Annotated in this window: 16 protein-coding genes; 3 read left to right on the top strand and 13 right to left on the bottom strand. The window is 41.6% G+C overall.

Annotation, left to right across the window (positions count from 1 at the left end):
* The 6 genes from H539_RS0109245 to spxA all read right to left on the bottom strand — a co-directional run.
* A partial coding sequence (locus H539_RS0109245; protein ID WP_026693290.1) for a transposase occupies positions 1 to 262 on the bottom strand: 262 nt, incomplete at its 3' end.
* Between the two features lie 245 nt (positions 263 to 507).
* Positions 508 to 2,322 (bottom strand): oligoendopeptidase F, encoded by a 1,815-nt coding sequence (gene pepF / locus H539_RS0109240; protein ID WP_026693289.1) that lies wholly within the window; start codon positions 2,320 to 2,322, stop codon positions 508 to 510.
* Positions 2,323 to 2,469: 147 nt separating this feature from the next.
* Positions 2,470 to 3,738, bottom strand: coding sequence for a competence protein CoiA (locus H539_RS0109235; RefSeq protein ID WP_026693288.1), 1,269 nt, complete (start codon positions 3,736 to 3,738; stop codon positions 2,470 to 2,472).
* Positions 3,739 to 3,876: 138 nt separating this feature from the next.
* Positions 3,877 to 5,385 carry a cardiolipin synthase gene (gene cls / locus H539_RS0109230; protein WP_026693287.1) on the bottom strand — a complete coding sequence of 503 codons (1,509 nt, stop codon included), beginning with the start codon at positions 5,383 to 5,385 and terminating at the stop codon, positions 3,877 to 3,879.
* A gap of 157 nt (positions 5,386 to 5,542) precedes the next feature.
* Positions 5,543 to 6,217, bottom strand: coding sequence for an adaptor protein MecA (gene mecA, locus H539_RS0109225; RefSeq protein WP_026693286.1), 675 nt, complete (start codon positions 6,215 to 6,217; stop codon positions 5,543 to 5,545).
* 412 nt (positions 6,218 to 6,629) lie between these two features.
* Positions 6,630 to 7,025 (bottom strand): transcriptional regulator SpxA, encoded by a 396-nt coding sequence (spxA, locus tag H539_RS0109220; RefSeq protein WP_026693285.1) that lies wholly within the window; start codon positions 7,023 to 7,025, stop codon positions 6,630 to 6,632.
* 455 nt (positions 7,026 to 7,480) lie between these two features.
* Between spxA and H539_RS0109215 the strand changes: the two genes are divergently transcribed.
* Positions 7,481 to 7,672 (top strand): hypothetical protein, encoded by a 192-nt coding sequence (locus H539_RS0109215; protein WP_026693284.1) that lies wholly within the window; start codon positions 7,481 to 7,483, stop codon positions 7,670 to 7,672.
* Positions 7,673 to 7,736: 64 nt separating this feature from the next.
* Here the strand turns inward: H539_RS0109215 and H539_RS0109210 are convergent, their stop codons facing one another.
* The 6 genes from H539_RS0109210 to H539_RS0109185 all read right to left on the bottom strand — a co-directional run bounded on the left by H539_RS0109210 (position 7,737) and on the right by H539_RS0109185 (position 14,812).
* Positions 7,737 to 8,870, bottom strand: a complete 1,134-nt coding sequence (locus H539_RS0109210; protein WP_051348522.1) for a putative glycoside hydrolase — start codon at positions 8,868 to 8,870, stop codon at positions 7,737 to 7,739.
* A gap of 183 nt (positions 8,871 to 9,053) precedes the next feature.
* A complete protein-coding gene (locus tag H539_RS0109205; RefSeq protein ID WP_026693282.1) occupies positions 9,054 to 9,989 on the bottom strand; it encodes an ABC transporter ATP-binding protein in 936 nt (311 codons plus the stop codon).
* Position 9,990: 1 nt separating this feature from the next.
* A complete protein-coding gene (locus H539_RS0109200) occupies positions 9,991 to 11,061 on the bottom strand; it encodes an ABC transporter ATP-binding protein (RefSeq protein WP_026693281.1) in 1,071 nt (356 codons plus the stop codon).
* 17 nt (positions 11,062 to 11,078) lie between these two features.
* Positions 11,079 to 12,095 carry an oligopeptide ABC transporter permease gene (gene opp3C / locus H539_RS0109195; protein WP_035322242.1) on the bottom strand — a complete coding sequence of 339 codons (1,017 nt, stop codon included), beginning with the start codon at positions 12,093 to 12,095 and terminating at the stop codon, positions 11,079 to 11,081.
* Complete coding sequence (gene opp3b / locus H539_RS0109190) at positions 12,095 to 13,024, bottom strand: oligopeptide ABC transporter permease (protein ID WP_026693279.1); 930 nt, start codon at positions 13,022 to 13,024, stop codon at positions 12,095 to 12,097. Before opp3b ends, opp3C begins: the two co-directional genes overlap by 1 nt.
* A 129-nt stretch (positions 13,025 to 13,153) precedes the next feature.
* Positions 13,154 to 14,812, bottom strand: coding sequence for a peptide ABC transporter substrate-binding protein (locus H539_RS0109185; protein ID WP_026693278.1), 1,659 nt, complete (start codon positions 14,810 to 14,812; stop codon positions 13,154 to 13,156).
* A gap of 435 nt (positions 14,813 to 15,247) precedes the next feature.
* Here H539_RS0109185 and H539_RS0109175 point away from each other — a divergent pair, with 435 nt between their 5' ends.
* Entirely contained in the window at positions 15,248 to 15,616 is a 369-nt protein-coding gene (locus tag H539_RS0109175) for a DUF3899 domain-containing protein (protein WP_026693277.1), read from the top strand.
* A 405-nt stretch (positions 15,617 to 16,021) separates the two neighbouring features.
* Positions 16,022 to 17,011: a tryptophan--tRNA ligase gene (gene trpS, locus H539_RS0109165; protein ID WP_026693275.1), complete on the top strand. Its 990-nt coding sequence runs from the start codon at positions 16,022 to 16,024 to the stop codon at positions 17,009 to 17,011.
* 333 nt (positions 17,012 to 17,344) lie between these two features.
* Here the strand turns inward: trpS and H539_RS0109160 are convergent, their stop codons facing one another.
* The gene (locus H539_RS0109160) at positions 17,345 to 18,100 is read right to left on the bottom strand and encodes a YjbA family protein (protein ID WP_026693274.1); all 756 of its coding nucleotides are present in this window, start codon (positions 18,098 to 18,100) and stop codon (positions 17,345 to 17,347) included.
* Between the last annotated feature and the right edge of the window lie 130 nt (positions 18,101 to 18,230).

Genomic DNA, 18,230 nt, shown 5'->3' with positions numbered 1-18,230 from the left:
GCATGGCCTTTTTTAAGATCTCCACCTCCTCCTGCAATTCACGAATTTCTTTCAGATACCGCTCTTCCTTCTTGGCCAGCTCAGAAGGGGTCTGATAAGCTTCCTTGTCCTGTTTCCCTTTGTTTCTACATTCCATGACCCACTTATTCATGGTGCCATAAGGAATTTCAAGCTCTCGAGACAGTTCACTCATCTTCCTGCCTTCCTCCAGGACTAATTTAACGACGTATTCCTTGTATTCGGGTGAATAGGTTTTTCTCATTTATTAACACGCCCCTAAGATTGTTAGTTAAAGTATATAAAATTGTCCTAGTGACGTGTCCACTTTTTAGACTACCTTCAATTCTCCCCTTATTTTACTCCTGGTAGTTATCTGGAGTTTATTTTAAGCTTACATGTTTGGGAACCCAGGCGGTGGATGTCAAAAACTGATCCTTTTAAAAAGAGGCCGTCCAAAAAGTCAGTTTACAAGACTTTCTGGACAGCCCCCCTGGCTTTGGTATCCAATCAGGATAATAAGCGCTCCATCTCGTTTAATTTTTCTTCAAAAACCTTGCATGCCTGCTGGATTGGATCTGCCTTTGTCATGTCGACTCCAGCTTTCTTCAATACTTCAATAGGATAGTCGGAGCTTCCTGATTTTAAGAATTCAATATAGCGGGCTACAGCTGGCTCCCCTTCTTCAAGGATCGCATTGCTCAGTGCTGTCGCCGCACTGAAGCCTGTTGCATATTGGTACACATAATAATTGTAGTAGAAGTGAGGAATCCTGGACCATTCAAGCCCGATTTCTTCGTCTATCGTGATATTCTCACCAAAGTATTTTTTATTCAGTTCATAATACTCTTTAGTGAGAAGATCCGCAGTCAAAGCTTCTCCATTCTGTGCCTTTTGATGGATCAAATGTTCGAATTCAGCAAACATCGTCTGGCGGAACACAGTACCCCTGAATCCTTCCAGATAATGATTCAGCAAGTAAAGCCGTTTTTTCTCATCATCTACGGTTTTTAATAGATAATCATTCAATAACGCCTCATTGCAGGTAGAAGCCACTTCAGCTACAAAGATGGAATAATTGCCATACGGATACGGCTGGGATTTCCTTGTATAGTAACTGTGCACGGAATGCCCGAATTCATGGGCAAGGGTAAATAAATTGTTTACATTGTCCTGCCAGTTCATCAGGATATAAGGATTGGTTCCATACGCCCCGGAGGAATAAGCCCCGCTTCGCTTTCCTTTGTTCTCATGAACATCGACCCAGCGATTCTCAAAGCCTTCCTTCAGGATGGAAGTATACTCCTCACCAAGCGGCTCCAGTCCTTTAAGAACCATTTCCTTTGCTTCATCATAGGACACTTTCATTTTTACGTCCTTCACAAGAGGTGTATACAAGTCATAGATGTGAAGGTCCTCCACACCAAGTACCTTTTTCCTCAAGTCCACATACCGGTGGAGCAGATGCAGATTGTCATGAACCGTATTCACCAGATTATCATAGACGCTTTCCGGGATATTATTGCTGCTCAGGGCGGCATGGCGCGCAGAATCATACTTCCTCACAGCAGCGCTGAAGTTATCCTTTTTGACCGTCCCGCTCAGCGTACTTGCAAAGGTGTTCCGGAACTTTCCATACGTATCATATACCGCTTTAAATGCTTCAGAACGCACGCTGCGGTCTTCGCTCTCTAGAAAACGGATATAACGGCCATGGGTAATTTCGACTTCCTGGCCTTCTTCATCCTTAATAGCCGGGAACTTCAAATCCGCATTATTCAGCATGCCGAACGTGTTTTGTGGAGAATCCATCACTTCTGATGCCTGAGCGAGCAAGGCTTCCTGTTCTGCAGAAAGAACATGCGGTCTCTGCAGGTTAATTTCTTTCAGCGCCTGTGCATACAGCTGCAATTCCTTATAATCATTGAGGAATTGTTCAATTTTACTTTCATCCTCACTTAAAATTTCGGGAACTACATATGAAAAAGCACTCGCTGCCTGGGAATATAAATTTTTTGCCCTGTCATCGAATCCCTGGAAAAAAGAATTCGTTGTATCCTGGTCATACCGCATATGAGCGTATGTATATAATTTGCCAAGACGCTCCATCACTTCATCCTGGAATTGCAGAGCAGTAAATAATTTTTCCGGGCTGTCCCCAAGTGTACCCCTGAAGGCTTCTGCCTTCTTCAGCTCTTCCTTTAAGGAATTAAATTCAGTTTCCCAGTCACGGTCGGTCGCAAAAATATCTTCGAGTTTCCAGGTTTCGTTGACCGGCACCTCATTTCTTGCAGGCAGTGTATTAACAGAACTTTCCTGTGTCATCTAAAATCCCTCCATTATTCATTGGTAATTACCATCTTGTAATTCGCTTTTTTCAGATAAAATCCTTTATATTCTATCCTGATTTCTAAAGAAATGGTCTTTCTGAACAAAAGCCGGCAAATAGATTAAATAGAGCCCCTGACCATGCTACAGGCCCAGGCTTCCATCTTCAAAAAAGGCTGTACCTTTAACAATGAGCTCTTGGTTTATTATCTCATTGGAATAAAAACTTTCCAAATATTTAACCATCTTCTCCCTTGTTTTTTCTTCTTCTCCTTCTGGCATGCATGCTATAAAGTCTTTCCTTAAGATAAATTCCCCATTCTTTTGGCTATTTAAGCAGCCAGACTGAACCAAAAACGTAAGATAGGAAAATAAGGGGATATAAGGATTGGTCGCTTCGGGCAAATCCCCGTTATGTCTTAGAATAATGTCTCCCTTCATCAGTCTTTTTGTAAAAACATTTTTGATTTTATGCCGTTGTATAACTGTTCCTGCCGGGCGGTCATAAAAAAGATCAAGGAATAAATAGGACTGCCATCTTAATGGGGATGTTTCAATGAGATGCATATAGGGGACGGGCACTCCCGCTTCAGCTGGAATGGATGCAGGCGGGAGCTTTCTCAGATACAGCTCCCTGAAAAAGGGGTCTTGGACAGTGGCATAACGATGGCTGAATTGTTTCCATTTTTCCTTTTTGTAGAGCCATCTCCTTATCTGGGAAGAAGTAACGAAAAGATGTTCTTTGATTAGAGAGGTGAATGAAGTCGTTCTCAAGCCTGATATTTTAAACTCGACAAGGGTGCTACGCGGAGAAAAAGGGAGGATGCTTGTGGATTTAAAAAAGACAGAGTTTTTCGGACAAAATGCAATGAAGGTCGGCATCGCACTGCTTCCAAATGGAAACAGCCATTCGAAGCTTCCCAAAGAAACATCATGAAGGGTTCCAGAGTATTGAGATTTGAGTTTTTCTTTACCTAGGATCCATAAAACCCTGATTCCTGCTTGGTGATAGGACCGGGTACGTTTTGCCCATACCTCCTGGGGAATTGCTGAGCATTGGAATTCTATAGCGATCCGCTTTCCCTCGGAAGTGATGAGAATGTCTGCACGCTGGTTAATCTCCGGTATACCCGCTTCAAGCACAGCTTCTATTCCCTGATCTCTGAGCCAGTGATAGAGAGCCAATTTCCCCTCTAGATGATAGAGGGTCTCAGGTTCAGATTCAAAGGTGCACGAGCGGTCTTTAAAATGGGCAAAATGGGGGAATTTAGAGGGTCCCGCCTTAAGCAGCATCTTTTGTCTGCATGCAGGACAGAGAAACGGAGCGCTTTCTCTTAAATCATAAATTTCCTTTTGGCTCAGCCTCCTCCTGATTGTGAATAGTTCTCCGCTTGGCAAGTAAGCTGTAAGCATTCATTTCCTCCTTAAATTCAGTTTCCGGCCGCTTAAAGGTCTATAAACCTGCTTCTCCAAGCTGGCCTTCCTTTACATTCTCCATCGTCCGTTTAAGTTCCTCCCCAAAACAAAAAAAGCCCTGCCGGCATGGCAGGGTCACAGCAGCGGGCTAAGCAGACGGCAGGTAGATTCGAGAATCCTAAGGCCGATATGCCGCTTATTAAAGGTATCTAAGTGCAGTTCCCGTGACCTGGTAAGGTCCTGTATGAAATCCTGAACCAGTTTTTTAGAGCTTCCTGTTTTATATAAAAAAGCATTGACTTCAAAGTTAAGGTGGAAGCTTCTCATATCCATATTGGAAGTCCCAATGGAGGCAAACTCTTTATCAACGATGATAATCTTGCTGTGCATAAAGCCTTCTTTATAGGCAAACACTCTGACTCCCGCCTCAAGCAAATCAGGGAAATAAGATCTTGAAGCATGATACACGATCCATTTGTCAGGATTCTGGGGAACCAGCAGCCTGACATCAATCCCGCTTAAGGCTGCCACCTTGAGTGCCTGGAAAATGTCTTCATCAGGGATAAAGTAAGGAGAAGCGATCCATACAGATTCCTCGGCAGAGGCAATCATAGAAAAGAAGATATTTTTGATGACACTCCATTCGTTATCCGGCCCGCCTGCTATCATCTGGACTCCCCCATGGCGATGCTGGATCGGAAGAGCGGAAAGGTATTCATCCGTTAAAAAGCTGTGGTTTGTCATATAATACCAATCCTGGAGAAAAATCAGCTGCAGGGAGCGCACGGCCTCCCCCTTCACCATGAGATGGGTATCCCTCCAGAAGCCGAAATGCTTATCGCGCCCAAGATATTCATCCCCGATATTCAATCCGCCGACAAAGCCGACACTGCCATCCACTACGATAATTTTCCTGTGATTTCTAAAATTGAACTTATTGTTCAAAAAAGGAACCTTTACAGGTCCAAATGCTACAGCTTCCACACCTGCATTTCGAAGATCCTTTATATAACTTTTTGGAAGGGTCCAAGAACCGACCGCATCATATAAAAATCTCACCTTTACCCCGCTTTTTGATTTGGCGATCAAAAGGTTTTTAATCTCTTTTCCAATTTCATCATTTCTTACGATGTAATATTCCATGTGAATATGATGATTGGCCTTTTTTAATTCATTCAGGATGGCGGTAAAGGTCTCATCCCCATTTGTCAGCACTTCAGTGGCACTGCTGAAGGAGATCGGACTATTGCCGATCTTTTGGGCGAGGCGCATCATTTTCTGCCTGTTCTCCCCCATGTGGCTGATTCTTTCCTGACTGACATCCCTTTCCCCTTGGACTTTTAAAAAGGTCTGTTTATCCAGGAAAAATTTCTTGCGGAACATTTTTTCTTTCTTATAATTCCGGCCGAATAAAAGATAAAAAATAAACCCAAGCAGCGGGAAAGCCCCGAATACAACCAGCCAGGTCAGGGTATGGGTCGGCTGCCTGTTTTCTAAGAAAATCATAAATCCAATAATGATCAAGGAAAGTGTAAGTACAAGACTAAAATAACTTACAAAATTCCCTGCGATATAATCATGTAAAAAATACCAAACTGCAAAAAGTCCACATAAAAAAATACCCAATCTTACGGTATTCTTCATTTCCTCACCCACAATCCAAAGTCTACATCTCTATATGGTATATACCCTAATTATTAAAACTTAAATATACAGCCTGAATGACCCAGGAAAGGTGCGGCAGGTTTATACATTTTAATCAAAAGAAAAGACCGATTTCTTACATAGAAATCGGTCGCTTTTATTTGGAAAAGTACTTATTTACTGTTTCAAAAACATCTTGATCAATAACAGTCTTTCCATATTCCTCGAGGCGATGGACCGTAATATTAGATTCAGTGCCATATTCAAGAAGAACACTTAGAATGTTATCTATTTCGTCCTCATCATCGTCTTCTTCAAGAAATTCTACATATAAGTAATATTTGTTTTCAAATGCATATAATTTTGTGCTTATTCCTTCCAGCCCAGTGCTCTTGCTCAGGGAAATCACATCCTCGAAATCCTTGAAGACCATTACGAATTCAAGAACTCCTTCCTCAAAGCTGTTAGAAGTCAATTCTTCACTTTTGCTGTGAAAGTGTTCATCAAGGAAGTCTTCAATCTTATCTTCTGCCGTAAGATCCTTGAGCTTATCTTCAGACAGCGGCAGTTCCAGCCTTTGGCCGTCTTTTGAAAGCTGAGCTTTGGTAACAAGGACCTCAAGACCTTTATCAAGCGCCTGAACCTGTATCCAGAGAGGGCCCTCAGCCATGAATTCTTCCTCCTGATGGACTTCATCCATCATCTCCCAAAATAATTCCTCGCTTCTCTCACGGTTATACCAGATCTCCTCGCGGTCGAAGCCTCTCTGTTCTATGTCAACGTAAGAAATGTAAAACTTAACTGTATTCTCATTGATTCGTTCAATTTCCATTATTCCCTCTCCCTTCGTTCTCAATTATGGAAGGGACATTACCCCCAGGCAATACAAGCTGTGTTAAAGGGCAAATCCTCACATGGAAGCTTAAGAATGGTATAAATATTCTGTTGACTTTATTTTATGACAAAATTCTTTAGAAGGGAAATAAAAAACAAATATTTTAAAAAAACAATTGTTCGCCTAATATTCCCTTAATGATGTATGGCTAAACATGCACAATTTCATCACAATTACCTGTAGTCTGGACAAAATACTCATATTTCTTTCCTGTTATTTATTTTAACATATGAAGGAGATTATAAACGTAGATTTAGCTTAGATTCTTTGGTTTCCTTCGGAGGGACATAAAATGTCCTTATAAAAAAAACTTTCCGGCCCAAAAAGCCGGAAAGACTCATGAAATTATTTAGTTGACCATGCGCTGTGCTTCTCTAAGATGGAAGGTACGGACTTTCCTTGGCAGGAATCTCCGGATTTCATCTTCATTATACCCAACCTGTAAACGTTTTTCATCCAAGATAATCGGTCTTCTAAGAAGTCCCGGATTTTCTTTGATCAGTTTATAAAGTTCCGGAAGTGGAAGTGATTCCACATTAACATTTAATTTTTGAAATGTTTTGGAACGGGTAGAGATAATCTCATCTGTGCCATCTTCGGTCATGCGCAGAATCTCTTTTATTTCATCGATGGAAAGAGGCTCTGAAAAAATATTACGTTCAGAATAAGAAATTTCATTCTCCTCAAGCCATGCTTTTGCTTTTCTGCAGGATGTGCAGCTTGGTGAAGTATATAGAGTAACCATTTATTCACACTCCCTGAATATAGAATCGATGATCTATGCTGGGATAACTAGATTGCCTTCCGATTAAAAAGGTGATTAGAATTACTATAAATAAGTAATATCTATTATATTATACACTATTACTAACAAAAGAGGGTGATTTTTTCAAAAATAAGCATATTGTAATGTAATCGGTTTTATAAAGCAAATCTTGTTTCCCCTTTTTAAGACGGATTTTCTGCCAAATGATATTGTTTTACCTTTATCCATCGAGCTGTTATAATTAACAGCAAGAAACTCTTTCCTTTTATTCTTTTCTTCTTAGACTTACTTTTATAGTCTTATTTACCCGCTTCATTTCATTCATAAACCTCTTTGCTGCTTTTTCTTCCCATTACATAAATCATACATCAATTTTCTTAACATATACTTAATTTTATAGGAAATCCTACTAAACCACTTCTGGAGGTTTAATAATGGCTGCATATATCACAGATCTATTGATTGTGGCAATCCTAATCATTTCGATTACGGCCTTAATGGGCGTAATCATGAACAGCATAGGAAAGACATTGTTCAGCAGGGGAAAGAAAACCGAGTTCACGGAAAAATCTGAAGGAATACAGAGCGGCTGGAAGCTGGTAGGCGGCAGGACGAAGGATTTGTAATCCAGTAAGATTCCTATACTAAAAAGCGTTCACCACCCATAAGGGGTGGTGAACGCTTTTATTATCATGGAGTATAATCGACATTCGAAGTATATCTGCTGCCCGCATTCCATAAAAGGAATTCGCTAATGCCATTATTCTTCAGCGCCTTGATCTGCGCCTCTACTTCGGCCTTTCCATAAGGTTTATAATGTCCCTGCCCCAGCCAGCTTGCTGTGAAATCCTGTATCCACGGCCTGGAGATGGGTGGTGTTTTCAATTCTTCCAGCTTCTTCTTTTCAAGCTGTGAGTAGGCAGATACAATTTTATAAGGTTCAAGATCAGGGTTATCTATACCAAAATAGGAAGTCCAGTGGCTCGGGTAAATCATAGAGGAGATCGCATCCACATTTTCCGATATCTTTGAAAAATTCTGGCCGATTCCCGGAGCTTCCGGAAGGGTTGCCGTATATCCGAAAATATCCACTGATACCTTCACATCATATGGCTTAAGCTTTTCCCTGGCATAAGCAACAAAATCCGAAACCGCCTTCACCCTTTTCTGCACATTGCCCAATTTTTCATGTTGATAATCCCCTTGGCTGTATTTCAGCTGTGAATCCCTTTTTTCAAATCCTTCAGGGAAACGGACATAATCAAACTGGATCTCCTGGAATCCCATTTTCGCAGCTTCAATAGCCACCCCTACATTATAATCCCAGACCTCTTTTAAAAATGGATTTACGAATGAATCGCCTTTTCCATTTTTCCAGACGCTTTTTCCATCCATATAGGACCATTCCGGTTTCAGATGTGCTAATTCGGTATCCTTAAACACTACGACCCTTGCAATCGGATAGATCTTTCTCTGCTCCAGGGTTTTCAGCAGGCTTTTCGGATCTCGTATGTATTTTTGGCTGATGTTTTGATATGGTGAGGTGCTCCCTGGTTTATACGTCAAATTCCCACTGTCATTTTTAATGTCGATCACCATCGCGTTTAAATCCGTGCTGTCGACGAGCTTAAGAAGTTCGTTGAATCTTTCTGCTCCCGCGATGTTCCCGCTTACATAGATGCCTCTAACGGCATTCGGATAAGTAAAGGACAGTCCAGAATGGTATGTAAAACGGGGCAGATTATCCGGCAGCTCTTTCTTATACCCTCCCAGTTTAGCTTCCTGGCCGTTTTTTGAGGTTTCCTCTCCCCATGCTGGACTCATGGGGAATGAGCAAAGGAGCAAGGAAAGCACACTGGCTGCAGCTGTTTTTTGATAGTCAGGCAATTTGTTTCCTCCTGTCAGTAAAAAAATGGATGATTCCCTTTTCACTACCCTTATTCTCTGCTGTGAAACAATCAAAAGGCGCATGAAGGCAAAAAAAGAAGCGGCCAGACGGCCGCTAAATTACTTTTTATAAATGGATTGATATTGCTTGAATTCTTTTTCCGAGCAATAAACAAAATGTCCTGGAGAAATCTCACGCATTTCCAGGTTTTCACCTTCTGCGTAATTGTGAATGCTTGGATTGTAAGCAGTTCTCTTTCTTGTTCTTTCACTTTCCGGATCTGGAAGCGGGATAGCCGAAAGAAGAGATTGAGTATACGGATGAATCGGATTCTTGTATAGCTCCTCACTTGGTGCAAGCTCCACCAGTTTCCCAAAATACATAACGCCGATACGGTCACTGATGTACTTCACCATGGACAGGTCATGGGCAATAAATAAATACGTAAGCTGTTTATCGCGCTGAAGCTTTTTCATCAAGTTTACAACCTGAGCCTGGATGGACACATCCAATGCGGAAATAGGTTCGTCTGCGATTATGAATTCCGGCTCTACAGCCAGGGCGCGGGCAATACCGATACGCTGGCGCTGACCTCCCGAAAATTCGTGCGGGTAACGGTTGGCATGCTCTTTGTTAAGTCCAACCGTCTTTAATAATTCATGCACCTTTTCCATTCTGTCTTTACGGGTTTTAGAAAGACCATGAATATCAATTCCCTCAGCAATAATATCCCCAACTGTCATACGCGGGTTAAGCGAAGCATAGGGATCCTGGAAAATCATCTGCATTTTTCGGTTGAACTTTTTAAGATCAGACCTGGATTTTTTACCATGGACATTTTCGCCTTCAAACAGAACCTCACCGTCCGTTGCATCGTATAGACGGATGATCGTTCTTCCGGTTGTGGATTTCCCGCAGCCAGACTCTCCTACAAGCCCCAGGGTTTCTCCCTTATAAATATCAAAGGAAATCCCATCCACTGCTTTAACCTGATTGGGTTTGCCAACATTAAAGTGCTGCTTTAAATTTTTTATTTCAAGTAGCTTTTCTGCCATTTTAGAGTACGACCTCCTCTGCCAATCTTGGCTTTGCAAAATTGGACGGCATGGTCCGGCGTTTTTCCACAACTGCTTTTGGAGGCTCAACAGCTGGCGCATTTTCGTGGAGCAGCCATGTTTTTGCAAAGTGTGTATCAGATATTTGGAACATTGGCGGCTCATGCTCGAAATCAATCTCCAGAGCATAAGAGCTGCGCGGTGCGAATGCATCTCCTTTTGGAGGATTCATTAAATCCGGAGGCGTTCCCGGAATAGCTGCAAGTTCAGTTTGGACACTCGTATCAAGGGAAGGCATAGATGCAAGCAATCCCCAGGTATATGGGTGTCTTGGGTCATAAAATATTTCATCCACTGTACCCATTTCAACAATCTGGCCGCCATACATGACGGCTACGCGGTCAGCTACATTGGCAACGACTCCCAAATCATGTGTAATGAAGATAATGGATGTATCAATTTTGTTTTGAAGGTCTTTCATAAGCTCAAGGATTTGCGCCTGGATGGTAACATCCAGAGCAGTGGTAGGCTCGTCGGCAATCAAAACCTTTGGATTGCAGGATAATGCCACGGCAACTACCACACGCTGCCTCATACCGCCTGAAAATTGGTGCGGATATTGATTGATCCGGACTTCCGGCTGAGGGATGCCTACCAGCCTTAAAAGCTCAAGCGCTCTTTCCTTCGCAGTACTCTTTGAAAGGTTTTGGTGCTTAATGAGTCCCTCCATAATCTGGGACCCGATTTTCATTGTCGGATTTAAGGAAGTCATAGGATCCTGGAAAATCATCGCAATGTCTTTTCCACGGATTTTTTGCATTTCTTTTTCCGATAATTTAGCGAGGTCCCTGCCATCAAAAAGGATTTCGCCTTTCGCAATACGGCCCGGTGGATTTGGGATCAGCCTCATAAGGGCCTTGGAAGTAACCGACTTCCCTGAACCCGATTCTCCAACGATAGCGAGAGTCTCCCCTTTTTTTAGGTCAAAGTTGACACCACGTACAGCCTTTACCACTCCGCCGTACGTATCGAAGGAGACATGCAGATCTTTTACTTCTAAAACCTTTTCCATAATTCTTCTCCTCCCAATTACTTACGCATTTTTGGATCAAGGGCATCACGTAGTCCATCACCAAGCAGGTTAAAGCTCAGGATTAATAAACTGATGATGATTGAAGGAATGATCAGCAGATACGGATATGTCTGAAGAAATCTGAATCCATCATTCACCAATGAACCTAGTGAAGCCTGCGGCGGAGCAATACCAAGACCGATAAAGCTCAAAAATGCTTCTGTAAAGATCGCTCCAGGAACCGTGAACATGGTTGTAACGATGATCGGCCCCAGAATATTTGGAATTAAGTGTTTTCCGATAAGTCTTGAATTTGCTGCACCCAAAGTCTTAGATGCCATAACAAATTCCTGTTCTTTCATTTTCAGCATCTGGCCGCGCACAATCCGCGCCATACCGGTCCAGCCGGTTATAATCATTGCCAGGATAATGGACGAAACCCCCGGCTTAAAAATCAAAATAAAGAGAATAACAAGGATCAGCTGCGGGATCCCGATTAAAATCTCGATGATCCTCATCATGATATTATCTACCTTGCCGCCATAAAAACCGGATACACCACCGTAAATGATACCTATGCCCAGGTCGATCAATGCGGCTGCAACGGCGATCAATAAGGATATGCGTGTTCCCTGCCATACACGTACCCACTGGTCACGGCCAAGGTCATCCGTTCCGAACCAGTAATTTTCTTTTATGTTTTTTGCCTTATATACATCAAATCCATCTTTGTCTTTGCCATCCACATGCAGAAATGACACTTTCTCAAGTACGGGGATTTTTGGCGGAAGCTTGGACAATGATAGGTTTTGTGTGTGGTAGTCGTTCTTGCTTGCCATAGGGGCGAAAATAGCCAGAGCGGTAAGGACAATTACAACAATCAGGCCAAAAATAGCCCCTTTATTTTTTCTAAGGCGAAGCCATGCATCTTTCCAATAACTTAAGCTCGGCCTTCCAATCTGCTCAAGGTCGCCTCTGCCTGCGGCAGGGCGGAAAAGATCCGTGGAAAGCTGGTCCAGCTGCTTTTGTTCCATTATTTTTTCCCTCCTGCCACACGGATTCTTGGATCAATCACTCCGTACAGAATATCTACTACAAAAATGATAAAGATGAACAGGGCACTATAGAAAATGGTTGTACCCATGATGACTGTATAGTCATTCATACTAATGGACTTGACAAATTGCTCCCCTAATCCTGGGATGGCAAAGATTTGTTCGATTACTAAAGAGCCTGTCATGATGTTTACTGCCAAAGGTCCAATGATTGTGATAACAGGAATTAAAGCGTTACGCAAAGCATGCTTAATGATGATTCCGGTGCCGCTCATCCCTTTTGCTTTTGCAAGCATGATATAATCGGACCCCATTACCTCCAGTAATTCGGTTCTCATAAAGCGAGAAATATTGGCAATTACAAAGCCTGATAACGCAATGGTAGGCATGATTGTATAACTGAAACCTTCCCAAAGTGCAACAGGCAGAAGCTGAAGTTTAACTCCCAGTATATACTGCATAAAACCTGCAAATACGAATGAAGGTATGGAAATACCTAATACTGCAAGTACGGTAGCACCATAATCGAAAATTGTATTGTGCCTGATGGCAGCAATGATCCCTAGAATTAGGCCAACAATTGATCCCAATATTAGTGCCTGAAAACCTAACTGCGCGGAAGCTCCGATACGGTTTCCAATCAATTCAGTTACCGGTCGGTTATCATATTGGAAAGACGAACCCAGATCTCCTTTTGCTAAATTTCCGAGATAGTGGACATATTGCACTGGAAGCGGGTCATTAAGTCCGTATTTTTCGTTAATGATGGTGATCTGTTCCGGAGTCAGTTTATCCTGGCTTTTCAATGGAGAACCAGGAAGCAGCTTCATCAAGAAAAACGTTAAAGTAGCAATGATGAACATTGTTATTAGCATGTAGACAATTCGCTGAAGAGTATAACGTAACATCTCGTTAGCCCCCCTTTTCTTTTAATAATATTCCTGCAAATCTATTTATTCTGAATTCAAAAGGATAAGGGAAAAGGAGAGTATGTGTTTTTCCACATACTCTCCTTGCACTATCCCTTGAGCAGCTGATTATTGCTCAATGGAAGCCCATTTGTAGCCGAAGTCTCCTCCGAATGGATGCTTAACGATACCTTTTACGTAATCACGCTGAAGGTATGAAGTACCTCTTTGGTACATAGGAGAGATAGCAGCATCATCCATCAGGATTTTCTCGGCATCGAGCATAGCCTTCCAGCGAGCATTAAGATCGGAAAGAAGAGGACCTTTTGCGTCAGCTACTAACTTATCATATTGTTTGTTGGAGTAGCCCATTTGGTTGTGAGCTCCGCCAGTTACGAACATGTCGATGAAAGTCATAGGGTCTTGATAGTCAGGGCCCCAGCCAGCGAATGAGAAGTCATAGTTTCCTTTTGATTCTAGATCAAGCTTTTGCTTGAAAGGCTGCGGCTTAATAGTGATGGTTAAGCCGTCAAGATTTGATTCAAGCTGTTCTTTCAGATATTGAGAAATCTTTTTAGAGTTGTCATCATCATAGTTCAGAAGCTCTAAAGACACCTTATCAAATCCAGCTTCTTTCTTTGCTTTTGCCCAAAGCTTTTTAGCTTCAGCTACATCAAGTTTGGAAAGATCGCCGTTTGTTTCACGGAAGTCTTTGCCATCCGGACCTTTTGCGAAATCGCTAGGAACCAGGTAGTTGGCAGGCTGTGATCCATTATTCAGGATAACATCAACAAATGATTTTTTATCCCATGCCATATCGATGGCTTTACGGGCATCTCTGTTAGCCAATACTTTGTTCTTTTCGTTTAAGCGAAGGAAGAACACAGATGTTTCAGGGTAAGAACCAAACTCTTTGTTATTTTTATACTTATCAACGAACTCAGCATTCAGAGTCACGCGGTCAACTTTATTTGTTTCAAACAGGTTAACTGCTGTAGCGGTGTCTTTTACGATATTGAAGTTGATCGTATTAAGCTTGACTGTATCCTTATCCCAGTAGGTAGGGTTTTTCTTAAGCTGGAAGCTTTGTTCGTGTTTCCAGTCGCTAAGAGTGAAAGGACCGTTATAAACGCCAGTGTTAGCTTCAAGAGCATAATTTTTGCCTTGAGACTTAACAAATTTTTCGTTTTCTGGATAGAAAGTTCCGAATGATAATAGAGACTTAAAGTAAGGAACATTGTTTTTCAATGTGATTTCAAGTGTCTTGTCATCCACTGCTTTAATGCCAAGTGCATCCGGCTTAGCTTTTCCAGTGTTGATTTCTTCAGCATTTTTTACATCATACAGCATGTAAGCATACTCAGCAGCAGTCGCTGGATCAACAGCGCGTCTCCATGAGTACACGAAGTCGTTTGCAGTTACAGGGTCACCGTTTGACCATTTTGCATCACGAAGTTTGAAAGTGTAGGTTTTGCCGTCTGCACTTACCTTTGGCTCTTCAGCAGCCATACCAAGTACAGGCTCATTGTTTTTTCCTAAACGGTAAAGACCTTCATAAACGTTGTTCATTACTAAGAATGAAACAGAGTCTGTTGCTAAAGTAGAATCCATTGAAGGAATTTCAGCAGTTGCAATCAGGTTGAGCACTTGATCTTTTTTCCCAGATCCTGAGCCAGAACCGGATTTGTTGTCAGATCCTGCTTTATCGCTGCTACTGCTGCTGCAAGCAGCTAGGAACGTGCTCAAAGCAAGAACTAGAACCAAAAGAAAAGAAAACTTTTTGTTCATTGCGAGATTGACCTCCCTTAGTTTTATCTTCAAATTTTCTGAAGATTTCGTTCTTAATTATATTTGGATAAGTATTATTTTTCAATATTTTTTTTACAAAAACTTTACGAGGTGATTTCAAAAAAAAGACCCGATTATTCGACAAATGTTGATATATCAAGGATTGCAATTCATTATACAGGGAAAAATTTCATGTAACCCCGTCTAATTTTTTATATAATTCCCGCAAAACTTGGGAAAATTTCATTTTTTTAAAGAACTGAATCTCCATAATATGTATATCCTTCTGTATATTTCGAAGATTCTCCCAAAACTATTTTAATAGTCCTTGATTAATTCGTCTATAAATAGATATACTTTTCTTTACGAAATGTTTATAAAGATTATTAGCCAGCCTTCCTTAATGGGAAATTAATATAAAGCAGGTGGAACAACATGAGTTTCTTTCTTAAAAGACTGTCCGTCTTAACCGGAATAAATATAGCAGCTTCTCTCATTTTTGCTTTCTTTGGGGATCATTCTTTTTTGGTTTCCTATTTGAATTCCCTCTTTTTCATAGGTCTCTTTTTTATTGTAGCGGGGGCATTCCTTTTCGTGGTCCAGGGGGGCTTCTTCAACGGGATCATATTCAGCATGAAAAGCTTTTTAAAGCTGGACAGGCTCGGAAGCTATGTTGCCAGTTTCGATCATGATGAAAAGGCCAATAAGTCAAGCTACCCAGTGTCCAGGCCCTTCAAACTGACAGGTCCGATTTTAGTTTCTGGAGCCATCTGCTGCCTTTTGAGCCTGATGCTACTTTTATAGGACAAAATTTGCATTTGGTATCGATTTTAGGTAAAATGAATTAATAATTATATTAAAAAAACGTTGATAAAGAGCAGTACATTCGGAACAGTTTTCAGGGAGCCTTGAATTTAGTGAAAGCAGGCAGCTGTCCGTATGGTATGGACTTTCCGGACAGCGAGCCGTAAAGTTCAGCTGGTTTCCGATAGATTTAACCCGGCAGAAAAAGGGCATACATATTTGTATGGCAGACGGCACTAAAAGCGGCACCGCGGAAAACCATTCGTCCCTTGACAACGGGGATTGGATGGTTTTTTATTTTTCGAAAAATTCACATCTCCCCTCCGCTTTGAGTTACTGGGACGAGCTTGTATTTAATCTTGTTCATTTAATCAAAAAAATCAAAAATATAGAAACAGGAGTGTTATAATGAAAACCATTTTTTCAGGCATTCAGCCTACGGGGAATGTCACAATAGGAAATTACATAGGCGCAATGAAACAGTTCGTCGAGCTGCAAAATGATTTTAATTGCTATTTCTGCATAGTCGACCAGCATGCCATCACCGTGCCACAGGACCGCCTTGAGCTGAGAAAAAATATCAGAAGTCTTGCTGCCCTTTATCTTTCTATCGGCATTGATCCGGAAAAAGCAACGATTTTCATTCAATCGGAAGTGCCGGCGCATGCCATGGCTGGATGGGTCATGCAGTGCATTTCCTATATAGGCGAGCTGGAACGCATGACTCAATTCAAGGATAAATCCTCCGGAAAGGAAGCGGTTTCCTCAGGTCTGCTGACTTATCCCCCGCTGATGGCCGCCGATATCCTTCTCTATAAAACAGATATTGTCCCGGTGGGAGATGACCAGAAGCAGCATATTGAATTGACCCGCGACCTGGCTGAACGGTTCAATAAAAAATATAATGAGATTTTCACCATTCCTGAAATCAGCCTTCCCAAAGTGGGAGCCAGGGTCATGTCCCTTCAGGAGCCGACTAAAAAAATGAGCAAATCGGATGCCAATCAAAAATCCTTTATCACGCTGCTCGATGATCCAAAATCGATCACTAAAAAGATCAAAAGCGCTGTGACCGATTCTGAAGGTATAGTCCGTTATGACAAAGAAAATAAACCAGGAGTTTCTAACCTCCTTTCCATCTATTCTATATTCAGCGGCAAGGCTATAGCCGAAATTGAACAGTTGTACTCCGGCAAAGGATATGGCGATTTCAAGGGTGATTTAGCAGAAGTTGTAGTCAATGCCCTCTCTCCAATCCAGGAGCGCTATCACGAACTGATCAATTCCGAAGAACTGGATCGCATCCTTGATCAGGGCGCAGAAAAGGCAAACTTTGAAGCAAACAAAATGATAAAAAAGATCAATAATGCGATGGGACTTGGAAGAAAAAGATAATATAAAACTCTGTCAGAATCATTTCAGACTGCAGGCAGCTTCGATATTAATCGAGTGCTGCCTGCAGTCTTTTTATAAGGCTCTTTTCTAAAAGATTTGTTGTGTTTTAAAGAGTCTAGAAGGCAATCCCATTATTAAACAGGGGGATTGGAGCGAGCATCCTGGAGCGGAAATCAACCACTTTGTTCCAAAGCAGCAAAATTTTACGAAGTCGGCTTTTATAAATAGCAGAAATCTTGGATTCGTCAAAAAAAATAGACCGCAGACAAACCTTTTTTTCGGTTTGTCTGTGGTCTTAGGGTACTTTGTTCCTTTAAAGCAGACTAGTTTCTTCTATAATACAGAGGGACTGTCGCCGACTTCCATTTCCCACAGCTTTTCAAAAAATGGCTGGCCTTTGATTATATTTTCGCACAGCTGCTGATGTTTTCCCGTCCAGTCATACTTTGCAGCTTCAAACAGTTCTCTCCAGGCAATTTCAAAATCCAGGTTTTGAATATAGGAATACCTGTCCGGTGCCCATTCAGTATACCAGTATCTGATCTCTGCGGTATTTTTGGAGGAATACAGCTGATCGAGGGCCATGAACAGGAGCTGCTTAAGCTGGCGTTCTCTTCTTGTCAGGCCATTCATCAATTCCGGGGAAGGAGACAGTATATGGTAGTTTTTATCTTCCTTTTCTTTCACTTCAAATTCATAGATGGATTCTTCCTGATTTTCGATCATCTCATAGACCAGCTGCTCTTGTCGCGGAATAAGCCTGCTTTTCCGGATTGGTATGTTGTAGCCGATCGTATCCACAGCAAGGATTCCATTTCCATCGGTTACGATAAAGCAATAATCCATCTGGATTCTTTCATGATTCTTTCTTGAATAGGCCTTTTGGAAGATATCGTCGAGCAAGGCCTTAGGCAGCTCCGATAAGTCATTTTCAATATAGTGATACAATGAAGAAGATACTTTGATGAGCGGCGCTTGATCGAGCAGTTCTATACCATCGTCTTTTCTCCATTCATGAAAATGGCAGATATTGTATCCGTTTTCTTCTCCTTCAAACCAATTGACCCATACATCATGGAGATATAACATCATCTTACCCCTCACTTATTTGAAAACTATTTGTCCATCAGTATAGGCATTTACAAGTTAAATTATTCCTGTTTCCCCCGTTTTTATAAACTTTGTAAATTTTTTTAAAAGCGGTTTGAATGGGTATTTT

The organism is Peribacillus kribbensis DSM 17871, from assembly GCF_000430765.1.
Classification (GTDB): Bacteria; Bacillota; Bacilli; order Bacillales; family DSM-1321; genus Paraperibacillus; species Paraperibacillus kribbensis.
Note: the sequence above shows the minus strand (reverse complement) of the source record. Positions and strands in the feature narration are given on the sequence as shown.

Bases quoted from the DNA above. Each gene is read 5' to 3' on its own strand.
- pepF (WP_026693289.1), bottom strand. From the start codon at position 2,322: ATGACACAGGAAAGTTCTGTTAATACACTGCCTGCAAGAAATGAGGTG.
- H539_RS0109235 (WP_026693288.1), bottom strand. From the start codon at position 3,738: ATGCTTACAGCTTACTTGCCAAGCGGAGAACTATTCACAATCAGGAGG.
- cls (WP_026693287.1), bottom strand. From the start codon at position 5,385: ATGAAGAATACCGTAAGATTGGGTATTTTTTTATGTGGACTTTTTGCA.
- mecA (WP_026693286.1), bottom strand. From the start codon at position 6,217: ATGGAAATTGAACGAATCAATGAGAATACAGTTAAGTTTTACATTTCT.
- spxA (WP_026693285.1), bottom strand. From the start codon at position 7,025: ATGGTTACTCTATATACTTCACCAAGCTGCACATCCTGCAGAAAAGCA.
- H539_RS0109215 (WP_026693284.1), top strand. From the start codon at position 7,481: ATGGCTGCATATATCACAGATCTATTGATTGTGGCAATCCTAATCATT.
- H539_RS0109210 (WP_051348522.1), bottom strand. From the start codon at position 8,870: ATGAGTCCAGCATGGGGAGAGGAAACCTCAAAAAACGGCCAGGAAGCT.
- H539_RS0109205 (WP_026693282.1), bottom strand. From the start codon at position 9,989: ATGGCAGAAAAGCTACTTGAAATAAAAAATTTAAAGCAGCACTTTAAT.
- H539_RS0109200 (WP_026693281.1), bottom strand. From the start codon at position 11,061: ATGGAAAAGGTTTTAGAAGTAAAAGATCTGCATGTCTCCTTCGATACG.
- opp3C (WP_035322242.1), bottom strand. From the start codon at position 12,095: ATGGAACAAAAGCAGCTGGACCAGCTTTCCACGGATCTTTTCCGCCCT.
- opp3b (WP_026693279.1), bottom strand. From the start codon at position 13,024: ATGTTACGTTATACTCTTCAGCGAATTGTCTACATGCTAATAACAATG.
- H539_RS0109185 (WP_026693278.1), bottom strand. From the start codon at position 14,812: ATGAACAAAAAGTTTTCTTTTCTTTTGGTTCTAGTTCTTGCTTTGAGC.
- H539_RS0109175 (WP_026693277.1), top strand. From the start codon at position 15,248: ATGAGTTTCTTTCTTAAAAGACTGTCCGTCTTAACCGGAATAAATATA.
- H539_RS0109160 (WP_026693274.1), bottom strand. From the start codon at position 18,100: ATGTTATATCTCCATGATGTATGGGTCAATTGGTTTGAAGGAGAAGAA.